Origin of the sequence: Desulforhabdus sp. TSK (assembly GCF_022836495.1) — a bacterium.
GTDB lineage: Bacteria > Desulfobacterota > Syntrophobacteria > Syntrophobacterales > Syntrophobacteraceae > Desulforhabdus.
Map to the genome: position 1 here is coordinate 121,978 of NZ_BQXM01000008.1, position 16,526 is coordinate 138,503.

The following is a 16,526-nucleotide window of genomic DNA, read 5'->3' on the forward strand; positions in this document are numbered from 1 at the left end:
GCTTCCAGCCGCGATTCTACCGAGATTCGGCCATTCCTGTCGCGGCTGGAAGCCGCTCCTACAGGTTCACCAACAAGTCGGGATCTCATCCGCTTGGAGTACATCAGGAGGCTAGTCGTTGATGCAGCAGACTTTACCCCATTCAGCTTGTCCCGGCGTTCCAAGCCCTTTCGGTCCGCCAGGGGATAGGCCCCGCCTCCTGATGGTTCTCCCGTGGCTGACGGTGGGGGGCTCCGACAAGTTCAACCTGGACCTGGTGCAGCAGATGACCCGAAGGGGCTGGGATGTATCCATAGCCACCACCCTCAGGGGAGACAACGCCTGGCTTCCTGAATTTTCACGCTTCACCCGGGACATTTTCATCCTGGACGACGGCCTTTCCTCGAAGGATCTGCCTGATCTTCTGAGTCAATGGATACGGCAGAGGAAGCCTCACGTGGTGATGATCTCTCAAAGCGAGCTGGGGTACTACCTGCTGCCTTCCTGGCGAAGGCAGTTTCCCGAAACGACCTTCGTGGATTATTGCCATCTCGAGGATGAGCATTGGATGAATGGAGGCTTCCCGCGCCTGTCCATCGATCACCGCGCCGACCTCGACCTGACGCTGGTGACCAGTCAACACCTGAAACAATGGATGGTGGAGCGGGGGGCGGACGCCGAGCGTGTGGATGTCTGCACCATCAATGTCGATCCGGATGCCTGGAGACCCGACGAGACCCTGAGAGAGTCCGTGCGCAGGGAATTCGATCTCTCCGAAGGCACCCCCGTCATCCTCTATGCCGGCCGCCTCTGCCCTCAGAAGCAGCCCCGGGTCTTTGCCCACGTCATGAAGGGCTTGCGGGAAACAAAGCGGGATTTTGTGGCGCTGGTTGCCGGGGACGGCGAAGACAGAAGCTGGCTGGAAGATTTTCTGGGCCGGCACGGCCTGTCGGACTGTGCCCGCATGCTGGGGGAGGTATCCAGCATGCGCGTGCGTGAGCTCATGGCGGCTGCGGATATTTTCTTTCTCCCCTCCAGGTGGGAAGGCATTGCCCTCACCTTTTATGAAGCCATGGCCTGCGGTTTGGTGGTCGTGGGTGCGGATGTGGGAGGCCAGCGGGAGCTGGTGACCGAAGAGTGCGGTATCCTGGTGCCCGTGGGGGATACAGAGCGGGAAACGGCTCTTTACATCGCGGCCCTGGAGACCCTCCTGTCAGACCCCTCCAAACGCAGGGCCATGGGGCGGAATGCCCGCGAGCGCATCTGCCGGCATTTCCGCCTGGATGACATGGGAAGCAACATGACCCGCCTCCTGCACCAGGCCCGTGCCCTCCATGCCGAACGTGCTGCCGACTCACACTCAAACCTGAAGACAGGGGCATCTCTCCCCACGGGGAATGATTACTCACGGGTTCAGGAGCTTGCCGAAAAATTCTGGCCGAGAGGCAGATGCGGCTGCAGCTGCGGATATCCTGCAAAAATCACGAAGCTGCTTGTCTCCGGCAACCCGCTGATCCGGCCCGTGAGGGAATGGGTGCTCGGGCGGAGATGGCCCTGGCTTCTGCCTCTCAAGGATTTCATCAAGGAGCGGGCCGGGGGGATGAAGGATCGGCCTTCGTGACCGCCTCAACCCGTCAATCCTGCTTGAAGACTGCCGGAATGACGCAACAAAATGCATGCTAAGTGCCGAGGTTCGCAATCACGCAGCCGTTTACCTTCATTTTTTGTAGGAGCGGCATCCTGCCGCGACAAAGGTTGCGGTCATCTGCTCCTGTCACGGCTGGAAGCCGTTCCTACAACGAAATGGCTGCGAATTTATGATCTTCCGCACTAAGCGTGATTGCCTCATTTCTCAGACAGCCTCTTAGAAACCTGGGGACGTCGCGAGCTCGATGGATTCGAAAGCCGCTCCCAATTTTCTCGTATCCGTGCTGCCCGGGATGACATCCGAAGGGCTCGCGACATACCCATACTCGAACTTGATTGCATTCACGCCGTCCACAAGAGCTTCCGGCGGCAGTGGAACGGCCAACCTGCCCCATTCTCCAGCATTCAATGAGAGCGTCTTCACATTGCGATCGTTCAGGTAGATCGTGACCGTTTGTCGGGGGGCCCCGGGGTAGGAGAAGGGCAGCGCACTGAAAGAGAGGACCTGGCTCTTCCTGGCATCCAGCAGGACGAAGAGCTCCGAAGTTTTTTCCGTCGACCACGCCGCCGTGCGCTCCGGTCCCATGGGCTCCGCCCAGGCCCAGCCCTTCTTCAAGTAAAGGGCCGTGTCCGTCTTCCTGAAATCGATGGTGAAAGGCGTCGGCAGCTCCGGAGCCTCCACGGCCCCCAGCCCGTAGAGAATCGTGCCATCGGAATTGCTTCGAACCTTTAAAACTTGGAAGTGCTCGTGCAGGAACCGATCCAGAGCCTTGGATTCCCCTTGGGACAACAGCTGCGTATGCACCGCGACGGTGTCAATTTTGAAAAAATGCTGCACCCATGCGGCGTAGGCCCTGTCCGCATCCGTATCACTCCTGTTCCAGGAAGACTCAAGCAGTTTAGCGGGATTTTTGAAGACATCCAGGATCCATATGCCTTCGCCGTATGAATTGTAGAATTCCGGCATCCGGGTAAAGCTCCCCGTCAGGAGGTGCTTGCGGTGAAAGATCTGGTCGAACTGATACTTGGGCACATCGGAGCGCAGGGGAATGTCGACCAGGGTGCCCTCGCCCCTAAGTAGCTCCCCTTCTGTATACGCGTCGGGAATTTGCACCCGGTGGGTCGGGAAAGGAAGGATCAGGCTGTCGAGGAAGCATATGGCCAGGATGCTCGAAAAGACCAGCGGCTTGCAGCGCACTCGCCGCAGGATGCCGCTGACCCCGTATCCCGCCAGGACGGCCAGGCAGAGAGAAGGCATCACCAGGAACATGCTGCAGTCCCGTATGGAATTGAGGATGGGGAGCCGGTGCAGCAAAAGAAAAGGCATGGGCAAGGGAACGTTCGTGCCGGGGATGTAAGAAATGGCTTTGGCATGGATATGCAGCACGGGGCCGAGAGCAAGCAGGGCAAAAATCCCTCCGACAACGGTCCAGAGGATCAGCGGCTTTCTGTTGCGTTGAAAAAACGACGCCACGGCGAGGATCAGAAAAGGGTAGCCGAGATAGGCCGACTGAATGGTGGGATTGGCAAGAAGGTTTTCCCGGATTTGCCGGGTCCATGTGCCGAAAAATGAGCTGTCATGGCTGGGGAGGAAAAACGCGAGGAGATCCACGCTCCATTCCTCCGCCTGCATCTTGGGGGAGGCAAAAGAAATTTCCTCCTGTGTGTAGATGAACCACAGGACTGGGACCAGGACGACGCCGCAGATCCCCGCAACCCCGAGGAGCCGTTGGAAGAGCTTCCATAAGGCCGAGCGCGGTCCCTCCGCTCCACCAGAAAAAACCAGCAGGGCAAGATAAATGAGTGCAAACATCAGCACGAAGGTCGTGTAATACCAGTAGGAAAAGCAGAGCAGCAGAAAGATCAGGCAAACCCGGTAGACATTGGCGCGCTTTTCCTCCTGGACGAGCTTCATGAAAAAAAGAATGAACAGCGGGATGAGGGGCAATGCCGTCATGATGAGGAGATGCCCCTGGGCGTTGGCCTGTTGCGGCGTGGCAAAAGCATAGGCGAACCCCGTCACATACGCTCCCGCGTCCTGCCCGATGCAGTGCCGCCCCAGGAGAAAAGCGGCGTATGCCCCCGCGGCCAGGGAGAGCAGCAGGAGAATATTTCCCGTGACGATGGGATTGAACACGGTGGCAAGGGGGATGAACAAGAGGGAAGGGTAGATGCATTGGATCCAAGCCGACACGTTCTTGATGCCCACGGGGAAAAAGACATAATCCGTATAAATCGGCAGAGCATGTAGATTGAGCAGGGAGTCCCTGATCGTCCAGAGCCACCACAGGTACCCCCAGAGGCTGTGGACCCAGGGACGATCGTGAATGTAGGACGGCATGGGGATCGACTGGCCGAGGTTCGCCACCAGCGGCCAGGTGAGAAGGCACGACCAGGCGAGGTAGCTACCATAGATCAGGAGATGCCGCCCATAGACGGGAAGGTTTTGGATGCCTGTGATGAACTTATACTTGATGAGGCACAAAACTTTCAATTTGACGGATCCCTGTTTTTGTAGGAGCAGGCATCCTGCCGCGACTGGCTCACTGTCGCGGCAGGATGCCGCTCCTACAAAAGTGAAGTTTTCAATCCTTAATGCGTATAGCGTGCATGAAAGTTGGTCCATTTAGGGTTTCAGAATCTCCGTACCGCCGTTTTTTCCCCTCGACTTGTTACGCCACTTGGTTCTATAAGTCAAAGCGACATTGTCGGAGGGTTCACCGTGCCGGGAGGAAGTAATGCAGTAATTGAGGAGAGACCGCAGGAATGAAGTTGGAGTGCCCCAAGCCGAACATACCTTTTAATAAGCCCTTTTTTGTTGGGAAGGAGCTTTACAACATCACCCAGGCCGTCATGGCCGATGGGCATATCTCCGGCGACGGGCGATTCACCCGTCTCTGCCACACCTGGCTCCAGGAAAAATTGGGCTGCCCCGGCGCGCTCCTCACCATGTCCGGCACCGCGGCGCTCGAAATGGCCGCTATCCTGTGCGATCTCCAGCCTGGCGATGAAGTCATCATGCCCTCGTTCACTTTCGTCTCCACGGCCAACGCCTTCGTGCTGCGGGGCGCCGTACCGGTCTTCATCGATATCCGTCCCGACACCCTCAACCTGGACGAATCCCTCATCGAGCCGGCCATTACCACGCGCACCAAGGCCATCGTCCCGGTGCATTACGCCGGATTTGCCTGCGCCATGGACGAGATCCTCCAAATTGCCGCTCAGCACGGGCTCCTGGTCGTGGAGGATGCGGCCCATGCCATGCTGTCCACCTACCACGGCCAGTACCTGGGGACCCTCGGACATTTGGGCTGCCTGAGCTTTCATGAGACAAAAAATATCATCAGCGGGGAAGGAGGGGCGCTCCTCGTCAACGACCCGGTTTTCATGGAGCGCGCGGAGATCATACGGGACAAGGGCACCAACCGCAGCCGCTTCTTCCGGGGGGAAGTGGACAAATACAGCTGGGTGGATATCGGCTCATCCTTTCTTCCCAGTGACCTGATCGCCGCTTTCCTCTATGCCCAGCTGGAGCAGGGCCGGCAGATCATCGACCAACGCTCGCGGCTGTTTGCCCGCTACACGGTGCAACTGGAGCCCCTGGCGCGTTCGGGGGTGATCCAACTGCCTCACCAGGATACGGCGTGCTCCGGCAATGGGCATATTTTCTACCTCATCACGCGGTCCATGGCCGACCGTACGCGCCTCATAGAGTATCTCAAGGAGCGGGGGGTCTACGCCGTCTTCCATTATGTCCCCCTGCATTCCTCGGAGGCCGGGCTCAAATACGGCCGCGTCAGCGGGGAAATGACAGTGACGGACACCATGAGCGACCGGCTGCTGCGCCTGCCGCTCTATTACGAGATGACCGAAGACGATGTGGACCGGGTGGCGGAGCTCGTCACCGCCTTCTACCGGGTGAATCGTTGAGATCTCGATGGCTTCCACCTGTTTTTATCCGCGGATTGCACAGATTAAATCTTTGCCGCCAACCCTGGGTTTTTAATCTGCGCTAATCTGCGAAATCTGCGGATCTATACTCCAAATCGGTGAGATCTTGACTGATTGATGATCCTGTAGGAGCGGCTTCCAGCCGCGATTCTATTATGAGCCGGCTATTTGTGTCGCGGCTGGAAGCCGCTCCTACGAAAGCCAAGATTTGATCCGTTCGCAGTATATCGAGCCTGATTTTCATTGCACCAAGTTTATAGAATAGAGAGTGGAGAGAACATTTGAACGCTTTTGAAGGGATCGAGACGCCCGAACTATCCGTCGTGATCCCCGTGTACAACAGCGAAAGGACCCTCCCCGAATTAGTCCAGCGCCTGACACCTGCACTGACGCGCCTGGGGGCATCCTACGAGATTGTCTTTGTGGATGACGGCTCCCGGGACGGTTCCGCCGGTGTGTTGTTGAGGGAAGCGAAAGTCGACCCCCACATCAAATTCGTGAAGCTCTCCCGCAATTTCGGGCAGCACCCGGCCCTCGCCGCCGGCCTGACGGTCGCGGCCGGGCGCTGGATTGTCACCATGGACGACGATCTGCAGAACCCCCCCGAGGAGATCGAGAAGCTCTACGCCAAGGCACTGGAAGGGTATGACGTCGTGTGCGGCGCCCGGGTGGAGCGCCAGGATACCTTGTTTCGGCGTTGGGGATCGAAACTGGCCAACTGGCTCATGCACAAGCTTTTTCACAACCTCAGCCCCGATTCCATCGGGGCCTTCCGCATCATGAGCCGGCGGGTGGTGGAGGAGATCCTCCGGCTGCCCGAAACCCACACCTATCTTGCAGCCCTCGTCGCCTGGGTCGGCTTTCCCCAGACTTCTATAAAGGTGCGGCACGATGCGAGCCGTGCGGGCCGCAGCCGTTACAGCCTCGCCAAGCTGATCTCCGTGTGGGTGAACATCGCTTTCGGCTTTTCGGGGTACCCCCTCCGGCTGATGGTCTCTTCGGGCTTCATCCTGAGCGGACTCGCCTTTTTGATCCTCCTTCGGGCGTTTTATCTCTATTTCATCGCCGACAAGCCCCTGCTGGGATATACATCCATTTTCGCCGGGCAGATGCTCTTCTTCGGGATCATCTTGTTTTGCCTGGGGATCATCGGGGAATACCTGGGGCGTGTCTACACGGAAGCTCAAAGACGTCCCTTTTTCATCGTGGATCGTGAAACATCCTATCCTCCCCTGGCGCGGGGTGGGGAAAGGGAGCGCAGACCGTGAACCCGGAAGACCGCGAAGCCTACCGCCATCGCTATCGGAAGCGGCTGGATCAATACGGGCATGATCCGAGGACCCTCGGCTGGGCTTCGGGCAAGCAGGGGGAGCGGTTCAAAGCTTTGACATCCTTTTGCGACCTGCAGTCCCTTGCTTCCGTCCTGGATGTGGGCTGCGGTTTTGGAGACCTCTATCCCTTCCTCCTGGAGCATGGGTTCAAGGGGACCTACACCGGTGTCGATTTTATAGAAGACCTCATCGAGGTGGGGCGGGCAGCCTATCCCGGAGCAGAATTCACGGTGGCCGATTTCTCCGAATTTCAGGCTGGTCAAACCTTTGACCTTGTTCTCGCGTCGGGGATCTTCAACGCCCGCCTGGAGGGCGAAGCTCACTGGGATTATGTGACGCGGACTCTCGGGAAAATGTTTTCGTGCTGCAAAGTGGCCGTCGCCGTTGATTTTCTGACATCCTACGTGGACTACGAACGGGAAGACCTTTATTACACCTCCCCCGAGCATGCGTTCGTGTTTGCCAAAACATTGACGCGCCGGGTTGCCTTGAACCATGCATACCTACCCTTCGAGTTCGCCCTCTGCATGTTCAAGGACGATCGCATTGCCGAGCACGCCACGTTTCATCCCTTACCCTGCGGGAGATTTTGAATTGTCCGAAATAGATACATCTTTAGATGTGCCGGCAGGTCCTCTGCGCCCGGCTGCATTGGACCACTCGGAATTCCGAGGAAAGCGCCTGCTTTTCCTCCCGGGAGGGCAATGGCAGGTCCCGGTCATCAGGATTGCGCGGGCCATGGGCTTTCATGTCGTTTGTGCCGACGGGACCCCCCATGCGCCGGGGTTTGAAGTCGCCGATGAAGCCGTTCGGATACCGCTGCAGGACATCGACGGGCTGGTGGAGCTTGGCCGGTCGCGGGGCGTCCATGCCGTCATGACGGAGCAGACGGATTTCGCCGTTCCCATCGTGGCGCGGGTCGCCGAGCGCCTGGGGCTGCGGGGGCTTCCCGTTCCTGTGGCCGATGCCGTCACGAACAAAGGCCTGATGCGGCAGCGAGCGGAGGCGGCGGGGATTCCGCAGCCGCGCTTTCGGGTCTGCCGCAGCGCGGAAGAGGCTCGGGCCGCCGTGAAGGACCTGGGGCTTCCGCTGTTTTACAAACCCCTGGACGCCCAGTCGAGCCGGGGGGTCGGCCGCCTGGTGGTGGACGCTGAGCCCCTGCACGTTGACGGCGCCTTTGCCACGGCCGCCGCATGCTCTTCGACGGGCGGGGCGATCTTTGAAACCTGCCTGACAGGGATCGAATGCACCGTGGAAGGCTTCGTGGTGGATGGGGAGCCCCATACCCTGGCCATATCCGACAAGGAGCATTTTCCGAACCTTCCGGGTGTGGCCAAAACACTGACCTATCCTGCCGCCTTTCCCCGTGAGGTTCTCGACCGCATCGCACGGGCCAGTGAAGCTACCGTCAGAGCCATGGGAATACCCTTTGGAATCACCCATGCGGAATTCATGGTGGATGCCGACGGGCTGCCGTGGCTGGTGGAAATCGCGGCCCGGGGCGGAGGCTCGCGCATTCCCACTCACATTGTTCCGGCGGTGTGCGGCTTTCACCCCACCCCCGCTCTCCTGCGTCTCCTCATGGGCCGGGAGGTGACGGTGCAACGCGCTCATACCCGCGGGGCCGAGCTGCGCTTCCTGACCTTCTCTGCGGGGAAGCGATTCGAGGGCTTCTCCAACCTGTGGGAAATGAGAAATTTACCGGGTGTGATCGAAATTTTCAGCAACTACCTTCCCGGCGAGAGAATCGGGGGGATCGAAGACGATCGGAGCCGCCACGGCTTTGTCATCACCGCAGGGGCCGGGCGGGACGAAGCGCGTGCCGTGGCTCAACACGTGGAACAGTCGTTGCATATCGTTGTAAAGGATTGACCCGATTCAAGATTATTTTTTAAGCTGCTGGTCTTTTTGGTCAATCAATGGGTTCTACGATGTATCAGGATGATGTCCCTCCTTACTAGTACAGCGCGGCGAAAGTCATCACCTGGTCCAGGAGGTTTTTAATTCCCCCTTTGAAGGGGGATCAAGGGGGATGTGTGGTGACGCTCACACCCCCCTGCCCCCCTCGAGGGGGGAATCGCTCTGTCCCTTAGGATGAAAACTTTCGCCGAAGTGTACTAGGGTGTGTACGCAAAGTCTTCAGCTCCTTTGAGATTTTGAGATATAGATGCTTCGTCATTACGAAGAAAGGACGAACCCAGGTTTTCTGAGGGTTTCTGAATCCGGCTTTCGTCGCACTGAACATCGACGATATGCGTAATCGCGGTTTGCGTACACGCCCTAGTGCTCTGTCAGTTTTGTTTCGCGGGGTGCGCCCCATTGATTCCCCCTCGAGGGGGGCAGGGGGGTGTTGTCTTACCCGGCAACCTTTTTTGACGGAGCACTAGCCGGGAGCCTTGCCGGACGAACGGGCGGGAAAAGACTTGGAGAAAAGGCGGACAAGAGAAGAGCACCGCCGACAAAAAGCTTTTTTTCCTTGACCCAATTGTAATTTTGTGATGTAAATGCGCCAGTACGTAATAGGTGGTACAAGGGGGTAAAATGTGAACGGTCAACCAAAAGAGAGGAGGAGATAGAAAAAGATAAGCGGAAAAGAGAGCAAAGAAGCCGGTTTATGGTTGTTTGCAAGCTGTGTAATTTTATGAGGAGGAAAGAGGAATGAAAAAGTATAGTTGTGTTTTTCTTGCATTGGCTATGTTCCTTGGGCTGGCAGTGCAGGCGCAGGCCACGTCCTATGATCCGACCAACTTGATTCAGCCGGTAAATGCCCTGCGCATGAACCAGGGTGGACAGGGTGACGCGTTGATCGGTGAGTGGTACCGTGCCACGGTGGGAACCAACTTTCAGGGCGAATTGGACAACGCGAACTTCCTGACCTACGTGTCCATTGTCAACACCAGCAATGACTGGGTGGCGGCTCATGTGCGGCTGCGCACCGGGCGCTACAGCATTGAAGCCATCGACTTCCCGATTTTGCTGTCGCCTAAAGATGTTTTCTGGTTTCAGTTTGAGGGCGTGGGGACGAACAGCCTGACCGGCGTCAGGATCTGGAGTGCGGACACCAAAACCGTGATCAACTCCGGCCTGTCCACCACCGGTGTATGGGAAAACAATCTCAGCAACTCCATCCTGAATGCTTTCACCAGCCTTCCCGCCGAGCAGAAAGGCGTCCAGGAGTTGGCTATCGGTTACATCGAGGTTATCGGCCTTTGGAAGCTTAGATTTGATCCTCGCAATGGTGACGACATCACTTTGAATGTCCCTGAAAGTTTTATGAAAGGCGTTACCTTCCAGGATCTGCAGCAGGCATTCTTCAACAATGGCGTTCCCGGTGGAGCGTACCGTTTGAACCCAACATTCACCGATGGTGCGTCTCGTTCCGTCATCCCTGTTGACCTTGGAAACGTGCTCACCGGCCAGGTGTTCATGGGTGACTTCACCAATGGTCTCTACACCGGCTATGCCATGACGGCTCTTGCTGATTTCAGAACCAATTGTGGTTTCGCTCATCGCGATGAGTTTATCCGCGGCGTGGTTCTGGGTGGCATCGGCGATGCGGGCGCCATCGTTTACAACCCTTTGAGCTTCAACAACAGCTCAAGAGTTGACCCGGCTTACACCGATCCGGATTGGGCCACCAACTTCGGTCCCACCTGGAACGATGGTGATGACCTGAGCGGAGGGGGTGCATCCGCGGTTGATAGTTTCAGCCTGGACGAAGTGGACGATGCTCTGGCAAAACAAAAAGTTACGTCGACCTACTTCAATGGTGGCTTCAGGGCGGAACGGACCACTTTCTCGATGGCTACCATCACCTTCCCCACCAAGTACCTCCATTTCTTCTTCACCTATCCTCGTTTTGCGGGTGACCCCACTCCCGTCCCGTGGCCCGTTGGACGGCCTGCTGATGCCAGCAACGCGAGAGGCTTGATCAACGTACCTGGTACCGTAGGCACGATTTCTCTGTACGGTAGCATTTACGGTCTGGATGAGCAACAGCCTTATTCCGTGCCGTCCCCGTACCTGCTGACAAACCTGAGATGGGAAGTGAACTGTGTGCCCATCGGCGCACTCTCCAGGGCGAAACTGAGCGAATTCTGCTTCCTCACGCATGCACAGGGTCCCCTGGATGTAGACGGCACCTTCTATGCCGGCTGGTTTGAAATGCTGGGCTTTGGACTGATGAGTGGTCCAACCAATAACGATCCGCGCAATACCTACCGTGTCAGTGAGAACCTTGCGTACAATCGAGAAGCTATGCCGCTCCTCAATTGCCTTGCAACCAACGTGAATGCTTCTGCGTTTGGATACGACAGGCTGATCCCCGCGATGGTTCAGGTTCTGGATTTCGAATTTGCCAATTTCCTGCATGCGCGCTCCTTCACGCCTGCGTTCGACAATCCGAACGACTGCGAACAGTCTTCGCCTTTCGCTGGTTGTGAAGATCCTCTGAACATCAGGTTCTAAGTTCAAGGGACGAAAGAAGTTACATGTAGCGCGCGGTTTGTAGTGAAGCGGCTCTAACCGGAAGCCGAATGCGTGCTACTGAAGAATTAGGCGGACCCGCGTGAGTGGGTCCGCTTTTTTTTGCAGATTTTGACAAGGTTTTGTCCGTGAATAGCGAACAACAACCTCGGAAAGGAACAACAGGTTTATACATGCAGTCTAAATACATTCGCAATCTGATTTTATTAGCTGCGTTGCTGCTGTCACTTGCAACCCTCCTGTCCTGTAAGGCTTTGACTTCTCAGAGGACGGAAGAAAATTTGAAAAAACGGTCTGCTGAATACTGGGACTTGAAGCTCAAGCAGCAGTTTGAGAAGGCGTTTGCCTATGAACTGCCCGACTCGGTGAAGGATGTAACTTTAAGCATATACCTTACGAGCATTGGGCGTGGTGTGGAATGGCTGGGAGCGGAGCCGGAAAGCGTGAGTATGGAAGGAGACAAGGGCACAGTGACCATGAAGATCCGCTACCGCTGGACTTTCACTCAGGACCAGCCCCAGGAGGGGATGATCGGCCGACACACAGAGGAATGGAGATTCTACGACGGAAAATGGTATCATGTTTACACCGGGAGGCGTGGTGAGACTCAGGATCCAAAGGCTTCACCTGGGACGGGTGAAAAGAGTGAAAAGCCCAATACACCGTTAGCCCCTAAAACTGAACCTCCCCAACCCGCCGAGCCCAAAGCTGCTGCGCCGGAGGAAGCAGGGCAGCAGAAGACATTGGAGAACGCAGGCAAGCCGGCGGCATCACCGGTGCCGCAATCGGAAGCGGGCACGGATGGGAAGGAAACAAACCCGCCTGTCCCGTCCGAAAAGCCTGAAAAACAAGACCAAGAATCGAAAAAACCCTGAGATCGTCAGCAATGTCCGCGGCTGTCCTCATCTTACCATGATGATGCCGGCGAAAGCCGGCATCCACCCCTGCCGCAGCCGAAAATGCAGCCACTGCATCAACCTTCCAATTGCATACCGCAGAGTGGACGCAGCGCGGAACCGCCTGGTACAGCGCGGCGAAAGTCATCACCTGGTCCAGGAGGTTTTTAATTCCCCCTTTGAAGGGGGATCAAGGGGGATGTGTGGTGACGCTCACACCCCCCTGCCCCCCTCGAGGGGGGAATCGCTCTGTCCCTTAGGATGAAAACTTTCGCCGAAGTGTACTGGTGCTCTGTCAGTTTTGTTTCGCGGGGTACGCGCCTTTGATTCCCCCCTTGAGGGGGGCAGCGGGGGTGTTGTCTTACCCGGCAGAACTTCTTTGACAGTGCATATAGGTTGGATATGACAATGGAGAGCCCCTGTCTTGATCATCGATATCCACACGCATCTTCCCGTCTCGGAAAAACGGCAGGCGCCGAACGATTCTTTGGTATTGACCTCCCTCCCTGAGGACATGCAGAGATGCCGAGTGGACCGTGCCGTGCTCCTGCCCATTGCACCGTTAACACCGAATGAAGACATCCGCGACGCCTGCAGGGCGCACCCTGAACTGGTCGGCTTTGCTTCCGTGGACATCCATCGACCCGATGCATGTCTAGCCGAGCTTGCTCAAGCTGTGCGGGAGGGGGGGCTCAAGGGCCTGAAGCTTCACCCGCGGCTGCAGAAGATGAATGATTCCCATGCAGACCTTGTCGTTGAGCTGACCCGTCTGGCGGCCGACCTGAACATTCCGGTGCTCATGGACGCCTTTTTTTATGGAGCTGCCGGCTACGGTCTGGATGTCCTGCGACTGATCGCCCGCCTTTCACAGGACGTCCCCCAGGCGCGCATCATCATTGCCCACCTGGGCGGTTTCAAGGTGCTGGAAGCGACCCTCATGGCGAAGGAAAACCCCAATCTCTACATGGACCTGTCCTTCAGCCCACTGTATTTTGAGGGAAGCTCGGTGGAACAGGACATCGCTTTTGCCATGAAAAAACTCGGGCCTGACCGCCTCTTGTTCGGGTCGGATTTTCCACACATGGATATGGCGAAGTCCATAGCCAAGGTGCGGGAGCTCATGGAGCGAGTAGGCTTCAACGATGCGGAGCAGGCACGGGTAATGGGAGAAAACGCTAGAGAATTGTTGGGGATTTAAGGGATTTGGAAATTACTGGGATGCCATTTTACGTCATTCCGGCTAAAAGCACGCCGGAATGACGATCGGAATCCTTCCCCTTCCAACGGAGGTGAAGGCGGGCAAACGGTATTTCAGCAACGACGGAGTCCCTTAGAATAAATGGACATGGGAACAACCATTCTGCATGGGTCCATGCCACCCTGGTAAGACTTTGCTTGAGTGAGCAACCCCAAGTTCTCGGAGGCCTCAATAGAATGAAGCCGGCATCCGAGGAAGCGAAAAAGCTCATGGACAATGCGATCGAGCATCTCACGAAACGCTCCGGCAGGCTTGACTAATCCTCCGCCAGGCGGGGCGGCTACCACATTGGATCCGGTGCGATCGAATCGGCCAACAAGATGATCTGCCACGGCAGGTTGAAACGGACAGGGGCATGGTGGTATCCGACTTGCGCCAACAACATCCTCAAGCTCCGCTGTGCCAAGTACAACGGGACCTACGACAGAGTGATCGAGTTGCATCGAGAGCGCCATCCCATCACCGCTGTCCGCCCAGGGAAGAAACGGAGCTCAATACCGACCTGTAAAAAAAACGGGGGATGCGCCCCAATTCCGTGGCCTTTCCTCAGGCTCGGTAGCCGCGTGGTTTGGTGCCGCTGATTTTTGGCGTTCGGCATAAAGAAAGCATGATCAAGGACACAACATGACCCCAAAACAATTCTATGACTGGCAGACAGCAGGCGGCACAGACGATGTCATGCGTTTGGTCGATTGTCTTGAGCGAGCAGATCTTGCATGGTGCGCAATCGGAGGCATAGCTGTAAACCACTGGGCGGCTGAAGCCATGGTCACTCAAGATGTTGATTTCGTTGTTGCGGCAGAGTCAGTGGAGCTTGTCACAAAAGTTCTTGAAGAGGCCGGGTTTAGATCTGAACGCTTTCCATGGTCAATCAATTTCCGAGGCCGTTCCAAAGTCAGTATTCAGTTAAGCACGGAAGACTTCTATAGAGACTTCCCGAGCCGGTCCGTACCAGCAGACATACACGGAATTCTTATGCGGGTTGCCTCTCTGGAAGACACTTTGCGCGGAAAAATCAAAGCTTGGCGGGACACGGAAAGAAGACAAAGTAAGAAACTCAAAGATCTTGGCGACATAGCCCGTCTAGTAGAAAGCCATCCTCGCCTGTGGGAGTTGCTTGATCCAGATTTGAAAGAGATCATAGAGAAGCAGTAATTCCAGGTGCATGGCCGAACAAAATCATCGAGCGGGCGCGCGACCACGTCCGAAGTTTACCACGTAGTCCTCTGCGCGCGCCGCTCATGATTGGCGTTAGGGACTTGGAGGTTACCGGGATACCATTTTTCGTCATTCCGGCATGTTTTAAGCCGGAATCCAGAGCAGTGTATGGATGGATTCCGGCTTAAAACATGCCGGAAGGACGAGCGCAATCCTTCCCCTTCCAACGGAAGTGAAGGGGGCAAACGGTATTTCAGCAACGACAGAGTCCCTTAACAAGGAGATCTGAAAGATGTTGTCTCGAGTCTTCGTGGGCTTGTTTGTAGGGGCCATCAGCATTTGGGTCGCATGGAGCAGTTGGAGGGTCCGGCGAAACATAGCGGCTCTCTTCCGGCAAGAAAAACGAGCAAACAAGGAAAACGAGCAATCCAGGCCTCTACCCTGCAGAGTAACCAGGGTTTGATGCGATTGCTCTGGAACACTGAGCAAGATGATTGCTCGCGCAATGAGGGCGTGGTACATTTTATTTCTCTATGGGATTAGCGATTGAACCGCAGTGCAGGGCTTGAAGGGAGTTATGGAATGCCGGATATAACGGACAGGATCATCCAGGAAATCAAGCGCAACAGGATTTCCACGACGGAAGTCGCCGATTGCATGGACAAGACGGGTGCGGTGAGGGGGGTAACGGCCCTGAATCGCGGGTTTCACAAGGTGGGAAGAATATTCTGGGCTTACGCATACAACGAGAGCAATTGGGAGTTTCACGAACAGATCCGCACCCCGCCGGAGGAATCCATCCTGTTCTGTGAAACCTTCAATTTTGGCGACCGGGCGGTTTTCGGGGCTCTCGTGTCCAAATTCCTGATCCTGTATCGCCAGCTCACGGCCATTGTCGTGGACGGCTACCTGCGGGACGCTCCTCACTTGATGAAAGAAAACTGGCCCATCTGGATGCGCGGGTTGACTCCCATCGGCGGCTTCAACCGCAGGAATGAAGCCCCTCTGGATCCCGATCTGGTGGCAAGAAAGCGCGAGTACTACGACAATGCCGTGGCGGTGTGCGACGACTGCGGGGTGGTCGTCATCCCTCAAAGTCTTCTCAATGAGAGCTTCCTGGAAAAACTCGACTTCATCGAGAAGCAGGAAGATACCTGGTTCGACTGCATCGACCGTTTGAAATGGGATACCTTCGAAACGGTGTGCTTGAAAAAGTACCAGGACCAGCACAGCTGCGAGAAGCCAGAGAAATAAGCACCTGAGCACATATTTTTTGACATTTTCAGACCGTCATACCGCGGCGAAAACCGGTATCCAGAGAATTTGCCGTGGGGCTGGATTCCGGCTAAAAGCATGCCGGAATGACGAGCGCAACCCTTCCTCTTCCAACGGAGGTGAAGGGAGGCAAAAGGTATTTCAGCAACGGCGGAGTTCCTAAGATGTTGTCCATTTCCCCCAAACCGGCAGCCGGCATTCCTTCCAACGCCGGATCCTCTGTAAACGAGGGTGATACTGCGACGTGCGTGTCCCGGGTATGGCCGCTCAGAACGGAGGCGGATTACCGCAAAGCGCAGAGTATTGTGGAGAAGTTAGCCGTCCAAAGCCGGTATGCTTGCATCCACTGACGAAGAAGTAAGTACCCGAGCAAATATTTTCAAACAAAGTTGATATGATGAATCAAATCGGATAAGTGGTATTACGATGTTAATAACAAAGCCTCTACGAGGAGCCTGCGTGAAGTACGTAAAGCCATTATCCGAAGCCGAATTGATCACACTTCGAGAAATGTGTGAGCACCACTCATCTCGTCGAGCCCGCATG

Annotated in this window: 11 protein-coding genes and 1 pseudogene; 11 read left to right on the top strand and 1 reads right to left on the bottom strand. The window is 56.3% G+C overall.

The window, feature by feature from the left end:
* Nucleotides 1-121: 121 nt before the first annotated feature.
* Entirely contained in the window at nucleotides 122-1,600 is a 1,479-nt protein-coding gene (locus MWC30_RS06930) for a glycosyltransferase family 4 protein (protein WP_244083433.1), read from the top strand.
* A gap of 243 nt (nucleotides 1,601-1,843) precedes the next feature.
* Here MWC30_RS06930 and MWC30_RS06935 read toward each other — a convergent pair whose 3' ends face one another.
* Nucleotides 1,844-4,120: a hypothetical protein gene (locus MWC30_RS06935; protein ID WP_244083434.1), complete on the bottom strand. Its 2,277-nt coding sequence runs from the start codon at nucleotides 4,118-4,120 to the stop codon at nucleotides 1,844-1,846.
* Between the two features lie 272 nt (nucleotides 4,121-4,392).
* Here MWC30_RS06935 and rffA point away from each other — a divergent pair, with 272 nt between their 5' ends.
* The 10 genes and pseudogenes from rffA (at nucleotide 4,393) to MWC30_RS06985 (ending at nucleotide 15,959) form a co-directional block, all read left to right on the top strand.
* Nucleotides 4,393-5,556 (top strand): dTDP-4-amino-4,6-dideoxygalactose transaminase, encoded by a 1,164-nt coding sequence (gene rffA / locus MWC30_RS06940; protein ID WP_244083435.1) that lies wholly within the window; start codon nucleotides 4,393-4,395, stop codon nucleotides 5,554-5,556.
* A 302-nt stretch (nucleotides 5,557-5,858) separates the two neighbouring features.
* Nucleotides 5,859-6,845, top strand: a complete 987-nt coding sequence (locus MWC30_RS06945) for a glycosyltransferase family 2 protein (RefSeq protein ID WP_244083436.1) — start codon at nucleotides 5,859-5,861, stop codon at nucleotides 6,843-6,845.
* On the top strand, nucleotides 6,842-7,501 hold the full coding sequence (locus MWC30_RS06950; RefSeq protein ID WP_244083437.1) for a trans-aconitate 2-methyltransferase: 660 nt from the start codon (nucleotides 6,842-6,844) through the stop codon (nucleotides 7,499-7,501). The genes MWC30_RS06945 and MWC30_RS06950 overlap by 4 nt, the downstream gene beginning before the upstream one ends.
* Before the next feature lies 1 nt (nucleotide 7,502).
* On the top strand, nucleotides 7,503-8,780 hold the full coding sequence (locus MWC30_RS06955; protein WP_244083438.1) for an ATP-grasp domain-containing protein: 1,278 nt from the start codon (nucleotides 7,503-7,505) through the stop codon (nucleotides 8,778-8,780).
* Between the two features lie 786 nt (nucleotides 8,781-9,566).
* Complete coding sequence (locus MWC30_RS06960) at nucleotides 9,567-11,375, top strand: hypothetical protein (protein ID WP_244083439.1); 1,809 nt, start codon at nucleotides 9,567-9,569, stop codon at nucleotides 11,373-11,375.
* Between the two features lie 104 nt (nucleotides 11,376-11,479).
* Entirely contained in the window at nucleotides 11,480-12,268 is a 789-nt protein-coding gene (locus tag MWC30_RS06965; RefSeq protein WP_244083440.1) for a hypothetical protein, read from the top strand.
* A gap of 445 nt (nucleotides 12,269-12,713) precedes the next feature.
* A complete protein-coding gene (locus tag MWC30_RS06970; protein ID WP_244083441.1) occupies nucleotides 12,714-13,487 on the top strand; it encodes an amidohydrolase family protein in 774 nt (257 codons plus the stop codon).
* 347 nt (nucleotides 13,488-13,834) lie between these two features.
* Nucleotides 13,835-13,963, top strand: a pseudogene (locus MWC30_RS06975) (ISKra4 family transposase); the annotation flags it as partial.
* A 208-nt stretch (nucleotides 13,964-14,171) separates the two neighbouring features.
* The gene (locus MWC30_RS06980) at nucleotides 14,172-14,702 is read left to right on the top strand and encodes a nucleotidyl transferase AbiEii/AbiGii toxin family protein (protein ID WP_244083442.1); all 531 of its coding nucleotides are present in this window, start codon (nucleotides 14,172-14,174) and stop codon (nucleotides 14,700-14,702) included.
* Between the two features lie 585 nt (nucleotides 14,703-15,287).
* Complete coding sequence (locus tag MWC30_RS06985; RefSeq protein WP_244083443.1) at nucleotides 15,288-15,959, top strand: RraA family protein; 672 nt, start codon at nucleotides 15,288-15,290, stop codon at nucleotides 15,957-15,959.
* Nucleotides 15,960-16,526: the final 567 nt, after the last annotated feature.

Excerpts from the sequence above, each read along its gene's own strand:
- MWC30_RS06930 (WP_244083433.1), top strand. The coding sequence starts at position 122 with ATGCAGCAGACTTTACCCCATTCAGCTTGTCCCGGCGTTCCAAGCCCT.
- rffA (WP_244083435.1), top strand. The coding sequence starts at position 4,393 with ATGAAGTTGGAGTGCCCCAAGCCGAACATACCTTTTAATAAGCCCTTT.
- MWC30_RS06960 (WP_244083439.1), top strand. The coding sequence starts at position 9,567 with ATGAAAAAGTATAGTTGTGTTTTTCTTGCATTGGCTATGTTCCTTGGG.
- MWC30_RS06980 (WP_244083442.1), top strand. The coding sequence starts at position 14,172 with ATGACCCCAAAACAATTCTATGACTGGCAGACAGCAGGCGGCACAGAC.
- MWC30_RS06985 (WP_244083443.1), top strand. The coding sequence starts at position 15,288 with ATGCCGGATATAACGGACAGGATCATCCAGGAAATCAAGCGCAACAGG.